Annotated in this window: 15 protein-coding genes; 7 read left to right on the plus strand and 8 right to left on the minus strand. The window is 48.9% G+C overall.

Features of this window, described 5'->3' with window-relative positions:
- Positions 1-3 precede the first annotated feature (3 nt).
- A complete protein-coding gene (locus PV783_RS20020) occupies positions 4-771 on the minus strand; it encodes an SDR family NAD(P)-dependent oxidoreductase (protein WP_420989325.1) in 768 nt (255 codons plus the stop codon).
- A 125-nt stretch (positions 772-896) separates the two neighbouring features.
- On the opposite strand from PV783_RS20020, the gene PV783_RS20025 reads away from it, so the two are divergent.
- Positions 897-1,775, plus strand: a complete 879-nt coding sequence (locus tag PV783_RS20025) for an AraC family transcriptional regulator (protein ID WP_111579820.1) — start codon at positions 897-899, stop codon at positions 1,773-1,775.
- Here the strand turns inward: PV783_RS20025 and PV783_RS20030 are convergent.
- The 3 genes from PV783_RS20030 to PV783_RS20040 all read right to left on the minus strand — a co-directional run bounded on the left by PV783_RS20030 (position 1,772) and on the right by PV783_RS20040 (position 6,509).
- Positions 1,772-2,926 (minus strand): GDSL-type esterase/lipase family protein, encoded by a 1,155-nt coding sequence (locus PV783_RS20030; RefSeq protein WP_420989326.1) that lies wholly within the window; start codon positions 2,924-2,926, stop codon positions 1,772-1,774. The two genes, PV783_RS20025 and PV783_RS20030, sit on opposite strands and share 4 nt — an antisense overlap.
- The gene (locus PV783_RS20035) at positions 2,923-5,259 is read right to left on the minus strand and encodes a glycosyl hydrolase family 95 catalytic domain-containing protein (RefSeq protein WP_420989327.1); all 2,337 of its coding nucleotides are present in this window, start codon (positions 5,257-5,259) and stop codon (positions 2,923-2,925) included. Before PV783_RS20035 ends, PV783_RS20030 begins: the two co-directional genes overlap by 4 nt.
- Positions 5,260-5,453: 194 nt before the next feature.
- Positions 5,454-6,509, minus strand: a complete 1,056-nt coding sequence (locus PV783_RS20040) for a serine hydrolase domain-containing protein (protein ID WP_420989328.1) — start codon at positions 6,507-6,509, stop codon at positions 5,454-5,456.
- A gap of 81 nt (positions 6,510-6,590) precedes the next feature.
- On the opposite strand from PV783_RS20040, the gene PV783_RS20045 reads away from it, so the two are divergent.
- From PV783_RS20045 to PV783_RS20060, 4 genes are all read left to right on the plus strand, one after another.
- The gene (locus tag PV783_RS20045; RefSeq protein ID WP_336389309.1) at positions 6,591-7,235 is read left to right on the plus strand and encodes an HAD family hydrolase; all 645 of its coding nucleotides are present in this window, start codon (positions 6,591-6,593) and stop codon (positions 7,233-7,235) included.
- Positions 7,236-7,462: 227 nt separating this feature from the next.
- On the plus strand, positions 7,463-9,124 hold the full coding sequence (locus PV783_RS20050) for a lectin (RefSeq protein WP_079473017.1): 1,662 nt from the start codon (positions 7,463-7,465) through the stop codon (positions 9,122-9,124).
- A gap of 141 nt (positions 9,125-9,265) precedes the next feature.
- Positions 9,266-10,021, plus strand: coding sequence for a glycosyltransferase family 2 protein (locus PV783_RS20055; RefSeq protein ID WP_420989329.1), 756 nt, complete (start codon positions 9,266-9,268; stop codon positions 10,019-10,021).
- 46 nt (positions 10,022-10,067) lie between these two features.
- Positions 10,068-11,189 carry a glycosyltransferase family 2 protein gene (locus PV783_RS20060; RefSeq protein WP_420989330.1) on the plus strand — a complete coding sequence of 374 codons (1,122 nt, stop codon included), beginning with the start codon at positions 10,068-10,070 and terminating at the stop codon, positions 11,187-11,189.
- On the opposite strand, the gene PV783_RS20065 is transcribed toward PV783_RS20060, so the two are convergent.
- Positions 11,170-12,306 carry a lactonase family protein gene (locus tag PV783_RS20065; RefSeq protein ID WP_420989331.1) on the minus strand — a complete coding sequence of 379 codons (1,137 nt, stop codon included), beginning with the start codon at positions 12,304-12,306 and terminating at the stop codon, positions 11,170-11,172. The two genes, PV783_RS20060 and PV783_RS20065, sit on opposite strands and share 20 nt — an antisense overlap.
- 199 nt (positions 12,307-12,505) lie before the next feature.
- Here PV783_RS20065 and msrB point away from each other — a divergent pair, with 199 nt between their 5' ends.
- On the plus strand, positions 12,506-13,024 hold the full coding sequence (gene msrB, locus PV783_RS20070; protein ID WP_079473013.1) for a peptide-methionine (R)-S-oxide reductase MsrB: 519 nt from the start codon (positions 12,506-12,508) through the stop codon (positions 13,022-13,024).
- Between the two features lie 8 nt (positions 13,025-13,032).
- Here msrB and PV783_RS20075 read toward each other — a convergent pair whose 3' ends face one another.
- The 3 genes from PV783_RS20075 to PV783_RS20085 form a co-directional block, all read right to left on the minus strand.
- Positions 13,033-14,193 (minus strand): serine hydrolase domain-containing protein, encoded by a 1,161-nt coding sequence (locus PV783_RS20075; protein WP_420989332.1) that lies wholly within the window; start codon positions 14,191-14,193, stop codon positions 13,033-13,035.
- A 75-nt stretch (positions 14,194-14,268) separates the two neighbouring features.
- On the minus strand, positions 14,269-15,402 hold the full coding sequence (locus PV783_RS20080) for a helix-turn-helix domain-containing protein (RefSeq protein ID WP_079473011.1): 1,134 nt from the start codon (positions 15,400-15,402) through the stop codon (positions 14,269-14,271).
- A gap of 58 nt (positions 15,403-15,460) precedes the next feature.
- Positions 15,461-16,192: a DUF481 domain-containing protein gene (locus PV783_RS20085; protein WP_079473010.1), complete on the minus strand. Its 732-nt coding sequence runs from the start codon at positions 16,190-16,192 to the stop codon at positions 15,461-15,463.
- 176 nt (positions 16,193-16,368) lie between these two features.
- On the opposite strand from PV783_RS20085, the gene PV783_RS20090 reads away from it, so the two are divergent.
- Entirely contained in the window at positions 16,369-17,208 is an 840-nt protein-coding gene (locus PV783_RS20090) for a sugar phosphate isomerase/epimerase family protein (RefSeq protein ID WP_420989334.1), read from the plus strand.
- Positions 17,209-17,214 lie beyond the last annotated feature (6 nt).

Here is a 17,214-nt window from a genome sequence, read left to right on the forward strand (position 1 = left end):
ATTTTATAAGGTATGCTTATATCCAAGTTCTGCCCCGCCACTTACGGGCATAATACAGCCGGTGATAAAGCGCGCCTGTTCAGATAACAGGAACGCACACACGTCGGCAATTTCATCTGCCTCCGGGCAATATCCCAACGCGTGGATACCATCGAGGTATTGAGCTATATGTGCGGGTTCCGGCTGTTCACTGCTCCACCGGCGCAACATGGGCGTCCATACGCCTGCGGGGGCCACTGCGTTTACCCGGATACCGTCGGCGGCATAGTCGAGCGCCATTGCTTTGGTGAGTGCATTTACCGCTCCTTTACTGCCCGCATAGGCCGCATGGTTTTCCTGGCCAATGTCCCCTACCATACTGCTGGTGTTGAGGATACAGCCACGGGAAGCTTTCAGTGCAGCAATGCCATAGCGTGTGGTGTAATAGATGCCACGCACATTTACATTCATGACCAGTTGCCACTCTTCTTCGGTGGTATCATGTAAAGGTTTCGAAGGACTGGCAACGCCTGCATTATTGTGGATGGCATTGAGCCGGCCGTAGGTTTGCAGCACCCTGTCAATGGCCTGTTGTATAGCCGCGCCACTGTTAAGATCTGCTGTGAGGAAAATATGCGGCGTGCCCATCTGCTCCTGCAGACGTTGCAATGCCGCGGCGTCTTTATCAATCACCGCCACGGTGGCGCCTTGCTTTGCATACACCTGCGCACAGGCTTCACCAATGCCGGATGCGCCGCCGGTAATCAGCACTATTTTATCTTGCAGTATCATCGTTTTTCATTTTCCGTGGATAATTCAAAAGTAAGCAGGGATAAGGTAGGTCATCCCGGTGAAATTGACTTAAATCAACACTATTTTGACTTATTTACTGAATTTACCTATTTTAGTCGGATAATATGAAGCCTCTTTTTGCCATACCGGGCGATAAAGCCCTCGAACAAAGTGTATACCTGATCAAGGAAATTACACAGCCGTACTTTTCCACGGAGTTCCACTTCCATCATGAATGCCAGCTGGTATACGTAGTGGAAAGCGCCGGGCGACGCATCATTGGCGACAACATCAGCTATTTTGAAAGCGGGGAACTGATATTTGTGGGCTCCGGTACCCCGCATGTGTGGCACAACGAACAAAAGTATTTTGAAGGGAAAGACAAGCTCCAGGCAAGGTCGCTGGCGTTGTATATTTCGCCGGATCTCCTGGTAGAACATCTTAGTCCCTTTACCAATACGAGTGCCGTTAAAACCTGGCTCAAAAAGGCGCAGCGGGGCATCCAGTTTCATGGCAAAGCCAAAACGGAAATACTGGCATTGATGCAGCAAATGCTTACACAGCACGACCTGCTGCAAACCATCTCCTTTATGACCCTGCTACAGAAAATGATGGCCACCAAGGAATATAAACTTCTTGCCGGCACTAACTATGTAAACCTGTATAACGATAAAGATCAGTCGAGGATGGATGATATCTTCAAATATATTTTCCGTCATTTTAAAAGAGATATCCCGCTGTCGGAAATAGCAGCGGTGGCAGGCATCAACGTACACTCCTTCTGCCGCTTCTTCAAAAGCAGAACACAGAAATCATTTACTCATTTTGTAAATGAATTAAGGATCGGTTACGCCTGCAGACTATTGCAGGAAAAGGAAATGTCGATGGCAGAGTTATCGAATAAGTGCGGATACAGGAATACCACGCACTTTAACCGCTTCTTCAAAAAGATCAAAGGGAAAACCCCGAGAGACTACAAGAGAGACGTTACTTCACTGGATTAATTTACCAGGAAATACACCACCCGGCAAACAGATCCATCCCCCTCCTTTTGCAGGCTGAGCGTATGTTTTCCGGGTTTCAGATCATCACCCAATATAAGATACCACGGCAGGTACAGGCTTTTACTCCACTGCGTGCGCAGATCTTTTTGCTGCACAGCGCCGCCATCAATACGGTAGGTGATTACACCTGCATCCGGACCGGAAACAATGCCAATACCAATAGTACGCCCGGTGAATGGATACTCCACACTGGCACGCGCCGTGTCTGATACCAGCATAGGCACTTTTACAAATCCTTCGCGGGTACCCACCTTATCAGCGGGCTCCCATGATTCAATGACAGAGAAACCATTTTTATTAACAGCTTCATGTATATTGCCATAGGCGCCGTTTTCATAATTGAACGGGTCCGCTGCGCGAGGCAGTTTCACTGATGATAAATGCTTTGGCGCCGCTGCGCTGAAATCCTCTTCCAGTAACCGTTTGATCGCATCAAAATATAACTGCTGCCCAAAAGGAGAAGGATGCAGATCTTTAAAATCATCTTTCCAGGTAAACTCACGGCCATCTATGCGGGTAGTAATTTCTTTAGCGAGATTGATAAACGGCAGATGATACTTTTTGGCAAGCTCTTCATGCACCTGTACTTCTACCGGCACTTTACCAGCGTGATAATCGGCCATCTTGTCTTCATCCACAAAAGCCATCAGCACAATATTCACCTGCGGATTGGCTTTCAGCGCATGACGGATAATCCCTTCCATAGCCCTGCGCTGCGTTACTTCATTGGTACCATTCACCCGGTCGTTTACCGCCGCTTCCAGGAATAGCAGGTCGGTTTTTCCTTTGCTTAATACATCGTGTTCAAACCGGAACGCATGTGGTAAGCTGCCAAGCGAAGGAATCCCGGCATTGATAAAACGGAAATCAGTAGCAGGGTATGCAGCAGTGAGATAGTCGCACACCTTACCACGCCAGCCTTCCATATTGGTGATAGAGCCACCCATGAAAGTAATGGTAGCCTTTTTATCTGCTTTGATATGATACCTTACATTATCGAGGCGGCCATAACGGGTGATAAATTGCTCCTGCGCCAGCGCACTAACGGTAACGGCTATACCTAATAATACCCCTGCTAATTTCCTGATCATATTTTCGTTGGTTGTATCTCTTTTATTACCCCGTTGATTCTTACTTTTACTTTATGCGTAGCGGCGCCGCGTATTTTATAATTGGTAACGAGGCCGTTTTTCCAGGTCATATCTACGGTATAATTGCCTCTTGCTTTCAGCCCCTTTACCGTACCAGACGCCTTCCACGCATCAGGCAGTGCAGGCAACAAATCGATAAAGCCCGCATGACTTTGCAGCAGCATTTCTGCCAGTCCGGCTGCGCCACCGAAGTTGCCATCTATCTGGAACGGAGGCCCTGCAGAAAACATGTTTGAATAAATACCGCCACCGGCGCCGTAGTTAATGTCCGTATTATAAGTGGGCTTGATTAATCCGGCGAACAATTTAAACGCGCGGTTGCCATCATGCAGTCGTGCCCAGAATAACAGCTTATAGGCGATGGACCAGCTGGGGCCATCATCCCCTCTCACTTCCAGCGTTTGTTTGCAGGCTTTGGCCAGTTCCGGCGTGGCTTCCGGTGTAATCAGTGAGGCGGGGTATAATCCGTATAAATGTGAAATATGCCGGTGCGTGGGTTCTGTCTCTTTGTATTCTTCCAGCCACTCCATCAGTCGGCCGTCTTTACCTACCCTGCCTGCAGGCGGCAGCTGTTTTAATTTCTCCGTCAGCGTGGTGGTGAATGCAGCATCCTTACCGAGTGTTTTGGCAGCGGTGATCACATTCATAAACAGCTCGCGGATGATCTGGTTATCAATAGTAGGTCCGTTGCAGATGCTGGCAGTTTGGCCGTTGGGCAGATAAAAAGAATTTTCCGGAGAAGAAGAAGGGGAAGTAACGAGCCACCCGGTTTTATCATCCTTTATCAGCATGCTGCTGTAAAATTCAGCAGAGCCTTTTAACACCGGGTATATATCTTCTAAGTATTTTTTATCATTGGTAAAAGCATAATGCTCCCAAAGGTTATTACACAACCATCCGGACCCTGACTTGGTAACGCCCCACGATGCGCTTTCTCCTGGCTCTGTAAAGCCCCATATATTAGTAATCACGTGCGCAACCCATCCTTCTGCATTATAATAAGCTTTGGCGGTTCTTTCACCGGGTTTCACCAGTCCGTGTACCAGCTCCGCCAATGGCAGGTTGAGTTCCGGCAGGTTGCTCACTTCCACCGGCCAGTGGTTCATCTGCACATTTACGTCGAGGTGGTAATCCCCATTCCAGGGCGTCTGGATCTGGTTGGCCCACAGCCCCTGTAAATTAGGTGGCAGCAAACCCACGCGGGTGCTGCTGATGCTCAGATAACGGCCGTATTGATAAAATAGTACGGGTAATCCGTTGTCTGCCGCGGGCGCCTTGTGAAAATCAATAAGCCGCTGATCGGTAGGCACCTGTGTTGCACTGGCGCCGCCCAGCTCCATACTAACGCGGTTGAATAAACGCTGATAAGCGGCTATATGCTGTTGCTTCTGCTGCGCATAACCTTTACGCATGGCTGCAGCGAGCAGTTGTTTCGTTTGTTCCCGGTAGCCGGGATTCCTGAAATCGGTAGCGGTAGATACATACAGGATCACTTCCGTGGCATCTTTAATAACCAGTGTATCCTTGTCCGTTAGCAGCTGACCACCTTTCAGTTTTGCCTGTATCCTGGTCAGGTATTTCATACCGGGATTGGCGGTACCGCTTTTCAATTCGCCGGACATTTGCAGCTCCTGTCCTTCGGTGCGTATGGTGGCTCTTTCCGGGCGACTGATAGCAACCCGCATATTGAGTTGTCCGCCTTTGCCGGCCGTTAAACGGATCACGCCTACATCGCCGTTGAAGTCCGTAAAATATTCGCGCGTATAGGCGACCCCGTTAATTGTATAATTAGTAGTGGCTATCGCCTCATTCAACGACAAGTCTCTTTTATAACGGGCAGGGCTATCCGCTTTGGGATAGCTGAACTGCAGCAATAATTCGCCCAGCATCTGGAAACATCCGAACGGAACGTCCCCGGAGCCTTTGCCGGTACATACAAATGATTTGTCCATCAGCGCCTGGGCCTCGTTATTCTTTCCTTCGGCCAGCAGCTGCCGGATAGCGGGCAGTTGTTTGTAGGCATCGTAGTTGTTGGCGTCCTGTGGTGCACCGGACCAGAGGGTGATATCATTTAAAACAATCTTCTCCTGGCTGACCCCGCCATCCGGCATCATGCCCAGGCGGCCATTCCCAAGTGGCACAGTTTCCTCCCAAACCTTTGCCGGTTTGTTATACCAGAGCCGTAATGGTTGCTGCTGCGCCGCAGCTGTACCGGCCATCAACAGGGCGCCGGCTATTGCAATATGCCTGAAAGAAAAAAGTTGCTGATCCATGTTTTCCGGATAACGTTTTTGATGTAACAGGCAGGTGCGCCTGTTATGTATTAATAATCTCCGACTGTGGCAGACCATAGGTATATGACCTCTTCCGTGGAATTTGTATACCATCAAAATTAACGGCAATGGGGCAACAACTCTCCCTGAAAATTGACTAAAACAGACACTATCTTGACTTAATAAGGCATTTATTATTTATTCCTCACCAGCGCCCGGATCTTTAAACAGGTGGGTAGAGTGGAAAGATAACCGTTGCTGGCAATAAAAGTAAAGATGAAACCCGTGCGCTTTTTATCGCGGTTTATCCACGGATGACTGCCAAAGGCGCCCGGGCTGCTGTTTTCAATCAGTGCGCCACCGGGAGCGGTTACATCCCTCCAGTTGCCGATACCGTAGAAATCTTTTGTATTGAGCAGTACTGCGGGATAAGGGGTGTAAGTGACGGTAACATGGCCGGTTTGACTCTCCTCCATTGCTGCCACTGCAGCTTCGCTGAGCACACGGGTACCATTAGCGGCTACACCTTTGTTCATGATCATGTCGAGGAAGCGGATATAATCGTCCGGCGTGCTCCGGGCGCCGCCGCCAATCTGCGGATTGGCCGTAAGTCCGAAGTCGGTGCTGGTCATGCCACAGGGCGTAAATATTTTATCTGCGGCCAGGGCGCTCCAGCTCTTACCAGAGGCCACTTCACAAATGCGGCCGGCAACCTGCATACTTACGCCGCCATAATAAAAGGTGGTGCCGGGCCGGTTCAGCAGCGCCACATTCCGGGCAATACCATCTGCCGCCTGTGTGAGCGTGATCAGCACATTGGATTCATATCCCTGGGAAGAATTTCCGGGAAAACCGGATGTATGGGAGAAGAGTTGCGCAATGGTAATATCTCCCTTATGATAAGTAGTAAAAACGGGCAGATATTTCCCCACACTATCGGTGAGCTTTATTTTTCCTTCATCTACCAGGCTCATAACCACTGCCGCCGATAACCATTTGGAACAGGAAGCAATGAGCTGGCGTGTGCTGCCGGTATAGCCGCCGAATCCTTTCGCATATACGGTTTTGCCATTTTCATGAATCACTGCATAACATTTGCCATCAAAGGCAACAGGTACGGAGTCGTTCAGCACCTGATCCACATCACTGTAGCCGGTGGCGATAATGGTTTGGGATTCACTTTTACTGCATCCAGCGAGTAGAAAAATGGCGATAATAGCGGACAGGGAGTTCCGGAAGAAATCATTCATGTGACAGTTGTATTCAGTTGTAAGCTAAGAAATAACCTGAACCTATTCAACGTCCTCTTTTTAATTTATATTGCAACCGTTATGAAATACGCCAATATTTTATTTGACCTCGACGGTACGCTTACAGATCCTAAAACCGGTATTACCAAATCCGTTCAGTATGCATTGGCAAAGGCAGGTATTGCCGAGCCGGACCTTCAGAAGCTGCTTCCGTTTATTGGTCCGCCCCTCCAGCAGTCGTTCATCGAATACTATGGCTTTACCGAATCGCAGGCATGGGAGGCGGTTAGCGCTTACCGGGAGTACTTCAAAGTAACCGGCATTTATGAAAACGAGCAGTATGCCGGCATTCCGGAATTACTCACTGCGCTGCGGTCACAGGGGCGACGGTTGTTTGTTGCCACCTCCAAGCCAAAAGTATTTGCCGACATCGTGATCCGGCACTTTAACCTGGAGCCTTACTTTACGGCGGTATATGGCAGCGAGCTGGATGGCACGCGGGCCGACAAGGCGGAACTGATCCGCTACGTGATGTCCGAACAACAATTGGATGCCGGCAACACCGTTATGGTGGGCGACCGCAAACACGACATCATAGGCGCACAGAAAAACCAGCTGCCCTCCATTGCAGTTGGCTACGGTTACGGCAGTACGCAGGAACTGCGGGATGCCTCACCCGATTATATCTTTAATACGGTGAATGAATTACATGCAGGATTTCCCTGACCACTACCGGTAATGCGGGTACCCGGAGACCGTAATACGGCTCCGGGTGAAAAAAAAGTCAGCCCTAATTTGTTTATTAGCCCTTTATTAATGCACTGATTAGTGCCTCTCCCCTTAATTGCACCAGAAAACTTCCACGTTTCATTATCCATAGCCCGGCATTGTTCTAAGAAAACCACGGTAGCAAATCCGATAGTAATTCCTAATCATCATCAATTGTTCCACACATGAAAAACAAGTTGCATCTTCTCTTCGCAACCCTTGTTGCATTGTCTGTTGGCTGCTCCAAAAAAGAGGCCGTCAATTCACTCCAGTCGCTCGATGGCAAGAAGTCCGGCATCAGCGCACTGGGCTCTCCTGTTGGCGACGTAGTCGGCAAAATCACGGTAGGCTACCAGGGCTGGTTTGCCGCCAACGGCGATGGCTCCCCTATCAATGCCTGGTGGCACTGGACGCAGAACTGGGGCGCGTCGCCCTCTTCCACGAATAATGGTATTAAGTCCTGGCCCGATGTAAGGGACTACAGCAGCACCTATCAAACCGCCTGGGCAAACCTCGGCAATGGTCAACCTGCGAAACTGTTCTCTTCTTTCAACGACCAAACCGTGAACACCCACTTCCTGTGGATGCAGCAAAACGGTATCGACGCCGCAGCGTTGCAGCGCTTTAACCCAAATGGCACCGAAGGACCGGTACGCGACGCCATTACCGCCAAAGTAAAAACGGCTGCGGAAAATTATGGCCGCAAGTTTTACATCATGTATGATGTCAGCGGCTGGACCAACATGCAATCTGAGATTAAAACCGACTGGACCACCAAGATGTCGGCCTACACCTCTTCTTCCGCTTATGCCAAACAGAATGGCAAGCCGGTGGTATGTATCTGGGGCTTTGGCTTCAACGACTCCAATCACCCGTGGTCTGCCGCGGTATGCCTGGATGTGATCAACTGGTTCAAAAACCAGGGCTGTTATGTAATCGGCGGCGTACCTACGCACTGGCGTACCGAAACCAGCGATTCCAGACCCGGCTTCCTCGCTACCTACAGCGCGCTGAATATGATTTCACCGTGGATGGTAGGCAGGATCGGTAATGTTGCTGACGCGGATAATTTCTACACCAATGTAAACACACCGGACCAGGCGTATTGTAACAACAACGGAATCGACTACCAGCCCTGCGTACTGCCGGGTGATTTACAGGAACACCAGCGCGCGCATGGCGACTTCATGTGGCGCCAGTTTTACAACATGGTACGGGTAGGCGCCCAGGGCATTTACATCTCTATGTTTGACGAGTACAACGAAGGTAACCAGATTGCCAAAACAGCAGAAAACGCCTCCTTTATTCCCGCAGGTTCCAACTTTGTGACCCTGGATGAAGATGGCGTGGTTTGCTCCGCAGACTACTACCTGCGCCTCACCGGCGATGGCGGTAAAATGCTGAAAGGACAAATCGGTTTAACAGCTACCCGTCCTACTGCGCCTGTGGTGGGCGGCGGTGGCGGCGCTCCCATCGGGCAAACCATTACCCTTAAAAGCTCCAATAACCTGTACGTGTGCAGCGAAAACGGCACGCAGGCCATGAATGCCAACCGCACCGTGGCCCAGGGATGGGAACAGTTTTCCGTGGTAAGCGCCGGTAGCGGTAAAGTAGCGCTGGTAAACGGCGGCTTTTATGTATGTTCAGAAAATGGTACCCAGGCCATGAACTGTAACCGTACTGCTATTGGTCCGTGGGAACAGTTCGACTGGATCAGCAACAGCGACGGCACCATTTCACTCAGGGGCAGCAATGGCAGCTATGTTTCCAGCGAAGGCGGTACACAGCCTATGACCTGCAATCATACTACTATCGGGGCTACTGAAAAGTTCAGGGTAAACCAGTAATGATTCCCCTGTTTTAGTATTTGGTTATTTGGATATGGCGTTACATCATGCCGGGCTATCGCAACAAAATATCCAAATAACCAAATAAAAAAACAAACAAATAGCCCTAATTTTAGCCCCGGTAATCAACTAGTATATCGAATGAATGAACGACCCGGTGATGTATTGATCAGCATAATTATCGCAACGTATAATGCCGGTCAGCACCTCAGAGAATGCCTGCAATCTGTTAAGGAACAGACTGTGAAAGGAATGGAGGTGGTGATTGTAGATGGAGGCAGTACCGACAACACCCTGAGCATTGTGCAGGAATCCGGCCTGGAACTGGTGAAATGGGTGAGTGAACCGGATAAGGGCATCTATGACGCACTCAATAAAGGCATCGGGATGGCAAGCGGAAACTGGTTATATTTCCTGGGCAGCGACGATCGCCTCCTGCCGGGCTTCAGTGAACTCTCCTCATATCTCCGCGATGACCACACTATTTATTATGGCAACAGCACCGGGTTCAATACAAACGGCCCCGTTGAATATCCGCTTTTACAAGGCAGTTTCAGCGAATACCGGCTCGCCAAATATTGTATGAACCATCAATCCATTATTTACCCGAAAAGCGTTTTCCGGAAATATTCCTATGATCTGCAATATAAAGTGCTGGCTGATTACGCGCTTAACCTCCTCGTTTGGGGCGACCGCAATTTTAAGAAGCAGCATTATCCCATTACCATTGTATTGTATAACATGAGCGGGTTTTCCTCGGATAATAAAGACCGGCAATTTTTGAAAGATAAATTACAGCTGATCCGCAGGGGAATGGGCTGGTGGATGTATGTGCGGATGTTGATGAAACGTTACAAGAAAAAACTGCTGCGCGAAGAAGACCTCTGGGCGCCGTAAGCGTTGATGTAGTGCTACCTGATTTATCTACCGTTATCTGCTAAGTATGAAACTCACTATAGATGTTGTAATGCCGTCCTTCCGGCTGGAGGAAAAATATGTACTTCCTGTGCTTCGCCTGCCGAGGCCGGATAATGCTGTCATTAAGTTTTACCTGATGGCAGATAATCCGGATATAGTGCCTGCTGAAAGCATCCGGGCGCTGGCGGATAACAACGATGTATTTCTTTATATCAATGAAAAAAACCTCGGTGCTTCCGGCACCCGGAACCGGGGCATATCTGTTTCAAAAGGCGACTGGATCCTGTTCCTGGATGATGATGTTACGGTAACAGATGATTTGTTGTTCAGGTATGCAGCAGCTGCGGCAGAACATCCCGATGAAATTGGATTCATTGGTCTTATTCATTTTCCACCGCCACCCAGTGATTTTGCCAGGGCGTTGATGGTCAACGGCAATGTAAATATCTTTTCTGTGGCGGCGAATAAGCCTTCGTTTACCTGGGGCGCCACCGCGAATATCATGGTAAAAAGAAGTGCGGTGGGCGATGTGCGCTTCTCTACCGATTACCCGAAAGCCGGTGGTGGTGAAGATGTTGATTTCTTCCTGCATGTGCGCGACAGGAATAACGAACAAAATTTCAGATCGTTGCCGGAAGCGGCTGTAACCCATCCGTGGTGGGATGATGGCCGTGCTAACTACAAACGGCCTTACCGGTATGGAATTGGCAACAGCCGTTTGGGAAAGTACAATCCAAACTATACCTACCGCAATTTGCCCAATACGCCCGAAACTGTATTGTTTTGTGGCATCACAGCACTCGTGCTGTTGTTTACGGCTCCTGGTTGGGTTATCCCCGTGTTGTTATTTGCTGCAGGTAGCTTACCTGTAGAACTGGCGGCAACGGCGGTAATGATCAAAAAACGTTTTCCCGGCAGCTCCTTTGGAGTGATGTTTCATGTTACCATCCTGAAGCTGGTAAACGATGCCGGGGAGCTGTGGGGAAAGCTCACCCACGGAGAGTTCTCCAGGATCACCGAACGTTTTGATGATACCGGCACCATTAAAAAGAACACCTTCTTCAAAACCAATACCTACAAAATAGTAAAGTGGGTGTTATATCTGCTGTTGCTCACACTGCTCATTATTATCTGGCGTAAGCCCTGATCTGCAGGGACGAAGGATTTGGCAGGGTTACCTCCACGCCTGTTTTCTTCAGCAGTCCGCTTTTCTGATCTCTTTTAAAAACAACAATATTCCCTGTTTTCTGATTGGCCACCAATAGAAACTTACCTGTAGGATCAATCACAAAATTCCGCGGATGTTTACCCTGTGTGGATTCAACGCCTATTTGTTTCAATCGTCCGTTTTGTTGGTTAATGGAATAGATAAATATACTGTTGGCGTTTTCCCTGGTGGAGGCATACAGGAAGCGGCCATCGGGTGAGATATGGATATCGGCGCTGCCATAATCGGCCTGGGAGGTGGCCAGGCGGGCATCTACCCGCTGGAGGCTATCCAGTTTACCGGCATGATACTGGTACGCCGTAACGGTGCCGCTGATTTCTTCAATGCAGTAAGCCATTGGCAGCCTGGGATGAAACGTGATATGCCGGGGACCGCTGCCTGGAGTGGTACGTGTGAACGGCGGATTGGCCGGCTGTAAAGGTGCTGCAGCATCCGGCGCCAGTTGGTAGGCATGGATTTTATCAGCACCGAGATCCGGGAAAAAAGCATACTGGCCATCCGGGGAAAAAACCGCCGCGTGAATGTGTGAGCTGAGTTGCCGGCTTCGTACAATACTGCTGTCTTTAAAAGCAATGGTTTGTTTGGCGGGAGCTATATGTCCACCGCCGGTGAGCGGGAAAATGGACAGGCTGCCGCCGCTGTAATTGGCGCAGATGAGCCATTTGCCGGTTGGGTCTACGCCTACATATGCGGGGTTATCGCCACCGCTGTCCTGCCGGTCGAGCAGCGTTACCGTTTCTTTCACACTGTCGAAAGCAAAGCTGCTGACACCGCCCACATTAGGCGTTTGGGCTTCGGAGCAGGCGTAAATATATTTTCCATCGGGCGATAACGTAAGAAAAGAGGGATTGAGAATGCCTTTGGTGGCAGACACCTGCTGCAACGCACCGGTCTGGTAGTTGAACCGGAACAGGTATACGCCATCTTTGTCTTTATCGCGGTTATAACTTCCCACGAAGAGATAGTATTGCTGTGCATGTGTAATGAAACCGCTGAAAAGCGTAATAACGAAGGCAAAGAATAATTTACGTAACAATGTGATGATGATTTAAGCATGAAGATATCGGCTAAGATAATTATCTCCCGAAAAAAAACGGGAAAATGATCACGGGGTTATTTTAAAGATTTTGTAAAAAAAGGACGGTTCATCCACCTGGCAGGATAGCCGTCCTTATTACGGATTTAAAGCGGTAATTTTGGGTTATTGTATTATTCACCAGTATTTTTTTTGCGAGATGAGAATAATATTTCTTTTAACACTGATCCTGGCCACACAGATTGCCTGCCATAGCCAGAATAGCAACAATAAACAAGCGCCAGTGAAAAATCCTTACTATTCCAGAACGGATACACGGAAACTGCATATTACCAACGCCGAATGGAAAAGAATACTGCCGCCCGACCTCTATGCCGTAGCCCGCGAAAATGCCACCGAACGGGCATTTACAGGCAAATACTGGGATTCCGAGGTAAAAGGCAGTTACTATTGCGCGGTTTGTGGCAATCCCCTGTTCAGATCAGACGCTAAATTTGCCAGCAGCTGCGGGTGGCCCAGCTTTTTTGAACCACTCAAAGCCAACAGCGTGATCTACAAGGAAGATAATTCCTTCGGTATGCAAAGGACGGAAGTGATCTGCGAACGTTGCGGTTCGCACCTCGGTCATATCTTTGATGATGGCCCCCCTCCTACGCACAAGCGGTTTTGCATGAACTCCGTGTCGCTGGACTTTGAACCGGATCCCGGCGCGCATTAAACCGGGATTCACTCCAGGAAATGATCCAGGAAGGCTTCGCCAAACGCGGAAGCCCTCAGCGTTTTGTTTAAATTACGCCGGAAAGGATTAAACATCCCAATGCCCGGCAAGGGTTTCACCAGGTGATAAAAAGGCCGGCTCAGATCCTGTGAGTTAGCCAGGATAATAAATGTCAGGTCCCGTTCCGGGATCTTTACAAACAGGGCAGAATAGCCGGTCCACCAGCCGGTATGCCACATTACCTTTACGCCTTTGTAGTACTTCACATACCATCCCAGCGCGTACTGGATGGTTTTGCCTTTGGGGGTAACATAAGGCGTAAACACTTTCTCCCAGGTACTATCTGCCAGGAACATTTTCTGATCAATGGCGGTGGAGTAAACCGCCAGATCGGCCACATTGCTCATGATGCCCGCCGCCGGGCCAAAACCGTATGAAAAGGTAATGGGCTGCAACTGCTTGTTTTTCCAGTCGTACGGTTTGGCTACCCGCTGCATAAACGTTCCTTTGTCATAACCGGTTAATGCAAAGCTGACACTATCATCGGTACTGGGCGCCGTACTTTTCAGCGACAGCGGCCTAATGATCTGTTCCATCAGCAATTCCCCGAAGGTATGCCCGGACGACTGCGCAATTACCTTCCCCAGTTCATTATACCAGCTGCCATTGTAGCGGAATACGTAGCCGGGTTTATAGCTGTTAAACATGCTGCCCATGGCGGTATGTGTAAGCAGATGCTTTACTTTGATCCGTGGATCGCTGCCCCAGCGCGCGCCCAGGTTGATGCCGTATTTACCGATAGGATCATCCAGGCTTACCTTCCCGGCCTGTACCTGCTGCATGAGAATTATGGAGCCAAACGTTTTGGTAACCGAAGCCACCTGGTAAACCGTGTTTTCATCGGGCGCTGTTTGTTTTTCCAGGTCGGCATAGCCGAAGCCTTTTTTCCATACCAGTTTTTGTTCATTTACCACGCCCACAGAAATACCGGGGATGTGATATTTTTCCCGGAGATATTCCAGTTTCTTTTCAAGACGGGTCATTGCTGCAGCATTCCAAACTGCATCGCGGGAGGTGACCGGTGCATTGTTTTGGACCGGCCGGCTGGCGCGGCAGGCAAATAAAAATAAGGCGATGATCAAAAAGGAGAAGTTAGCGCGATGTACCATCCGGGTCATTTATTTTGATGGCAAAGCTCCCTGTTTACCATGTTGTCACCTACTCATATCCGGATTTGAGACATATTAAAGCGCTGATTTCTGCGCGTCCGGGGCGCTTTTCCGGAATTCGGAGGGCGACATACCGGTGAGTTGTTTAAACACCCGCTGGAAAGTAGCCGGTGAAGAAAAGCCGCAATCATATGCAATGCCCGTGAAGGTAAGCTGATCAGCATCCTCCTGTAACAATTTTTCCTTGAACAGGTTAACACGGTAGCCGTTTACATACTCATTAAAATTTTTATGCAGATGCTGGTTCAACACCGCAGAAATAGTTTTGGGCGGTAAACCGGTATGCTGCGCCACCATTTGCAGGGTAAGCGCCGCATTCAGAAACAGCTGGTCTTCTTCCATTGCTTTTTTCAGCAACGTTACAGCCGGTGTTGTAGTAGATTCCGGCAATATAGTTTCGGCCTTTTTAGCCGTAACCAGTTCCTGGTAGGAAATAATATACCCTTTAATCCCCAGCCAGTAGATCAGGAAAGTCATGGGTACATAAATAGGATACCAGTCGAATTTATCGAGTATCACATCGGTATAACGGGGAATAATATACGGCACCAGGTATACCAGCCAGATAGCAAGAAAGCCCGCAAACATCCAGGTGAGCTGTTGCAGCCAGCGCAATCCGGCGCCAGGTGGGTGACTACGTTTATATGCCGCCAGGAATTTAAAAGACAACCACGTATAAATGGCCAGTGACACCCATCGTGGAATGTCTGAATATACATTATAGGTATCTATAAAGATGATCCACGGCTGCGGATTATTCTTCAATACGCCCGTCAGCACGCCCACCACAAACACATCGGCTGCAACCGGTGCTCCCAGGTCGATGACCACCGGCCAGAAGTGCCTTCGCCGTTGCGGGGTGAGTTTAAATTCCGGATCGCAAAAAGACTGTATGTAGAAATACATCAGCGGCCCCACCGGCATTACCACAATGAGCGGCAATAACTGCGACAGCAAATTGAGCAATGGCGAGTTAAACCAATGATAATAGGAACCACACAAACAAAAACCGGCCATGCTGAGCAGGAAAATCAGCGCCGCTAAAAAACGGTTTACCGCCCGTTTCCTGGTGGAGAAAAACAGCAGTCCGCTTACAATGAAACCCTGGATTACGCCCAGTAAAATAATCGTTTGGAATAAACGCCCCATAGTATCAATTCCCCGGCAAAATAAGACAAAATATTTTCCCTTTGGAGCAGTGGCCCCGCTAGAAAAATTTCTCTATGGTGAGGCCGTAATTCATCAGCAGGTTTTCGCGCTCAGTACGGTTTAATTTATTGTAGGTCATGGCAGCGGTGATAGCCAGCCAGGAACGGAGTTTCACGGAAAGGGCATTATTGCATTTAATGATATAGTCGTTTCCGTGAGACAGCGAGTTTTGCAGGTAATTGGAGCCTTCCAGCACAATGATGTCTTTGATCACCCATTTATAATATACCCGGAAGGAATTCCGGAAAGTATGATACACGTCGGGGATGGTGTCGTGCAGGAAAAGATCGCTGTTTTCAAACAGGAGTCCATCGCTCAGGTTGAGGGTAGCGTTCTTCCGTTTAATGACGTCATATGCCGCGCCGCCACCGCCCTGGAAGCGATCATTGATCTTTAAGGAATAACTTTTATCATAGTTGGCCAATCCCCAGAAATACACTTTCTTTTCTCCCCGGTAAATATTAAAATCCATTGCGGTAGACACATCGTTATTGGTAACGCTGTGGTCCTGCTTTCCATATACATAACTGGCGCCCATGTTCAGGGTCATCTTCTTTTTACTGATTTTAAAGCCCATGTTATTATTGAGCAGGAAAGAGTTGCCGTCGTTTGTCCTGTTCACCGAACCAGTAGAAGCGTATTTAATGTAGTAATGCACCGAGTCGCTGAACTGGGCGCTGGAACTTAAGCCGTAAAATAATACCATCCATAGTAAAACTAATCTCTTCATGATCACTTGCTTAGGTGTTATAATAATGCGTTCCGGGCGCCGCAATTAACGTGCCTGAACATTCAACGGCTATTATTATAAAAAACAACATTTTTTAGAGATCTTAGCCTATTGTACTGCCGGCGCATATTTTCCGGGCAGTGTATTTTGCTAAAACCACGTAAACAGTTTACAATATGTCATCAAGAAGAAATTTCCTGCTTCACACGGCATTGGGCATGGCAGCTACTACTATGGCGCCTTTCACCGTTGCCGCAGCTGCCGCTGTTCCGGCAAAAAAAGCGCTGCTGCCCATCGGGATGGCGGGCTATACCTTTGCCAAATTTGATCTCGACCAGGCCATCGCCATGATGAACCGGGTGAATATCAAAAACATCTCTGTAAAAGATATCCATCTCCCCTTAAACAGTTCTCCGGAAAAAATAAAGGAAGTGCTGGGTAAATTTTCCGCAGCGGGTATTAACGTGTATGCCGTAGGCGTTATTTACATGAAAACAGAAAAAGCAGTAGACGAAGCTTTCGATTACGCCAAACGTGTAGGCGTTCCGTTGATTGTAGGCGTGCCTAATCCGGAGCTGCTGGACTATACCGAGAAAAAGATAAAGGAGTATAATATCCGCCTGGCGGTGCATAACCACGGTCCGGAAGACAAGCTGTATCCCGGTCCCAAAAACGCATACGATCTTATTAAAAACAGGGACGAACGCCTGGGCCTCTGCCTGGATATTGGTCATGCCGCGCGCGCCGGGGAAGAGCCTTCCAAAGCCATCCTGGCTTATAAAAACCGGATCTTCGATCTGCATATCAAAGATATTTCAGCAGCAGTAAAAGATGGCAAAGCCATTGAACTGGGCCGCGGCGCCATTAATTTCAAAAAGCTGGTTACAGCGCTGGAGAAAATCAACTATGCAGGCGTATGCAGCCTGGAGTTTGAAAAAGATATGAGTGATCCGCTGCCGGGCATTGCCGAATCCGCCGGCTTTTTCAGGGGTGTGATCAGTACGGTCAACAGCTGATCATGA

This window comes from Chitinophaga sp. CC14 (assembly GCF_048957795.1).
In the GTDB taxonomy this organism is placed as follows: Bacteria; Bacteroidota; Bacteroidia; order Chitinophagales; family Chitinophagaceae; genus Chitinophaga; species Chitinophaga ginsengisegetis.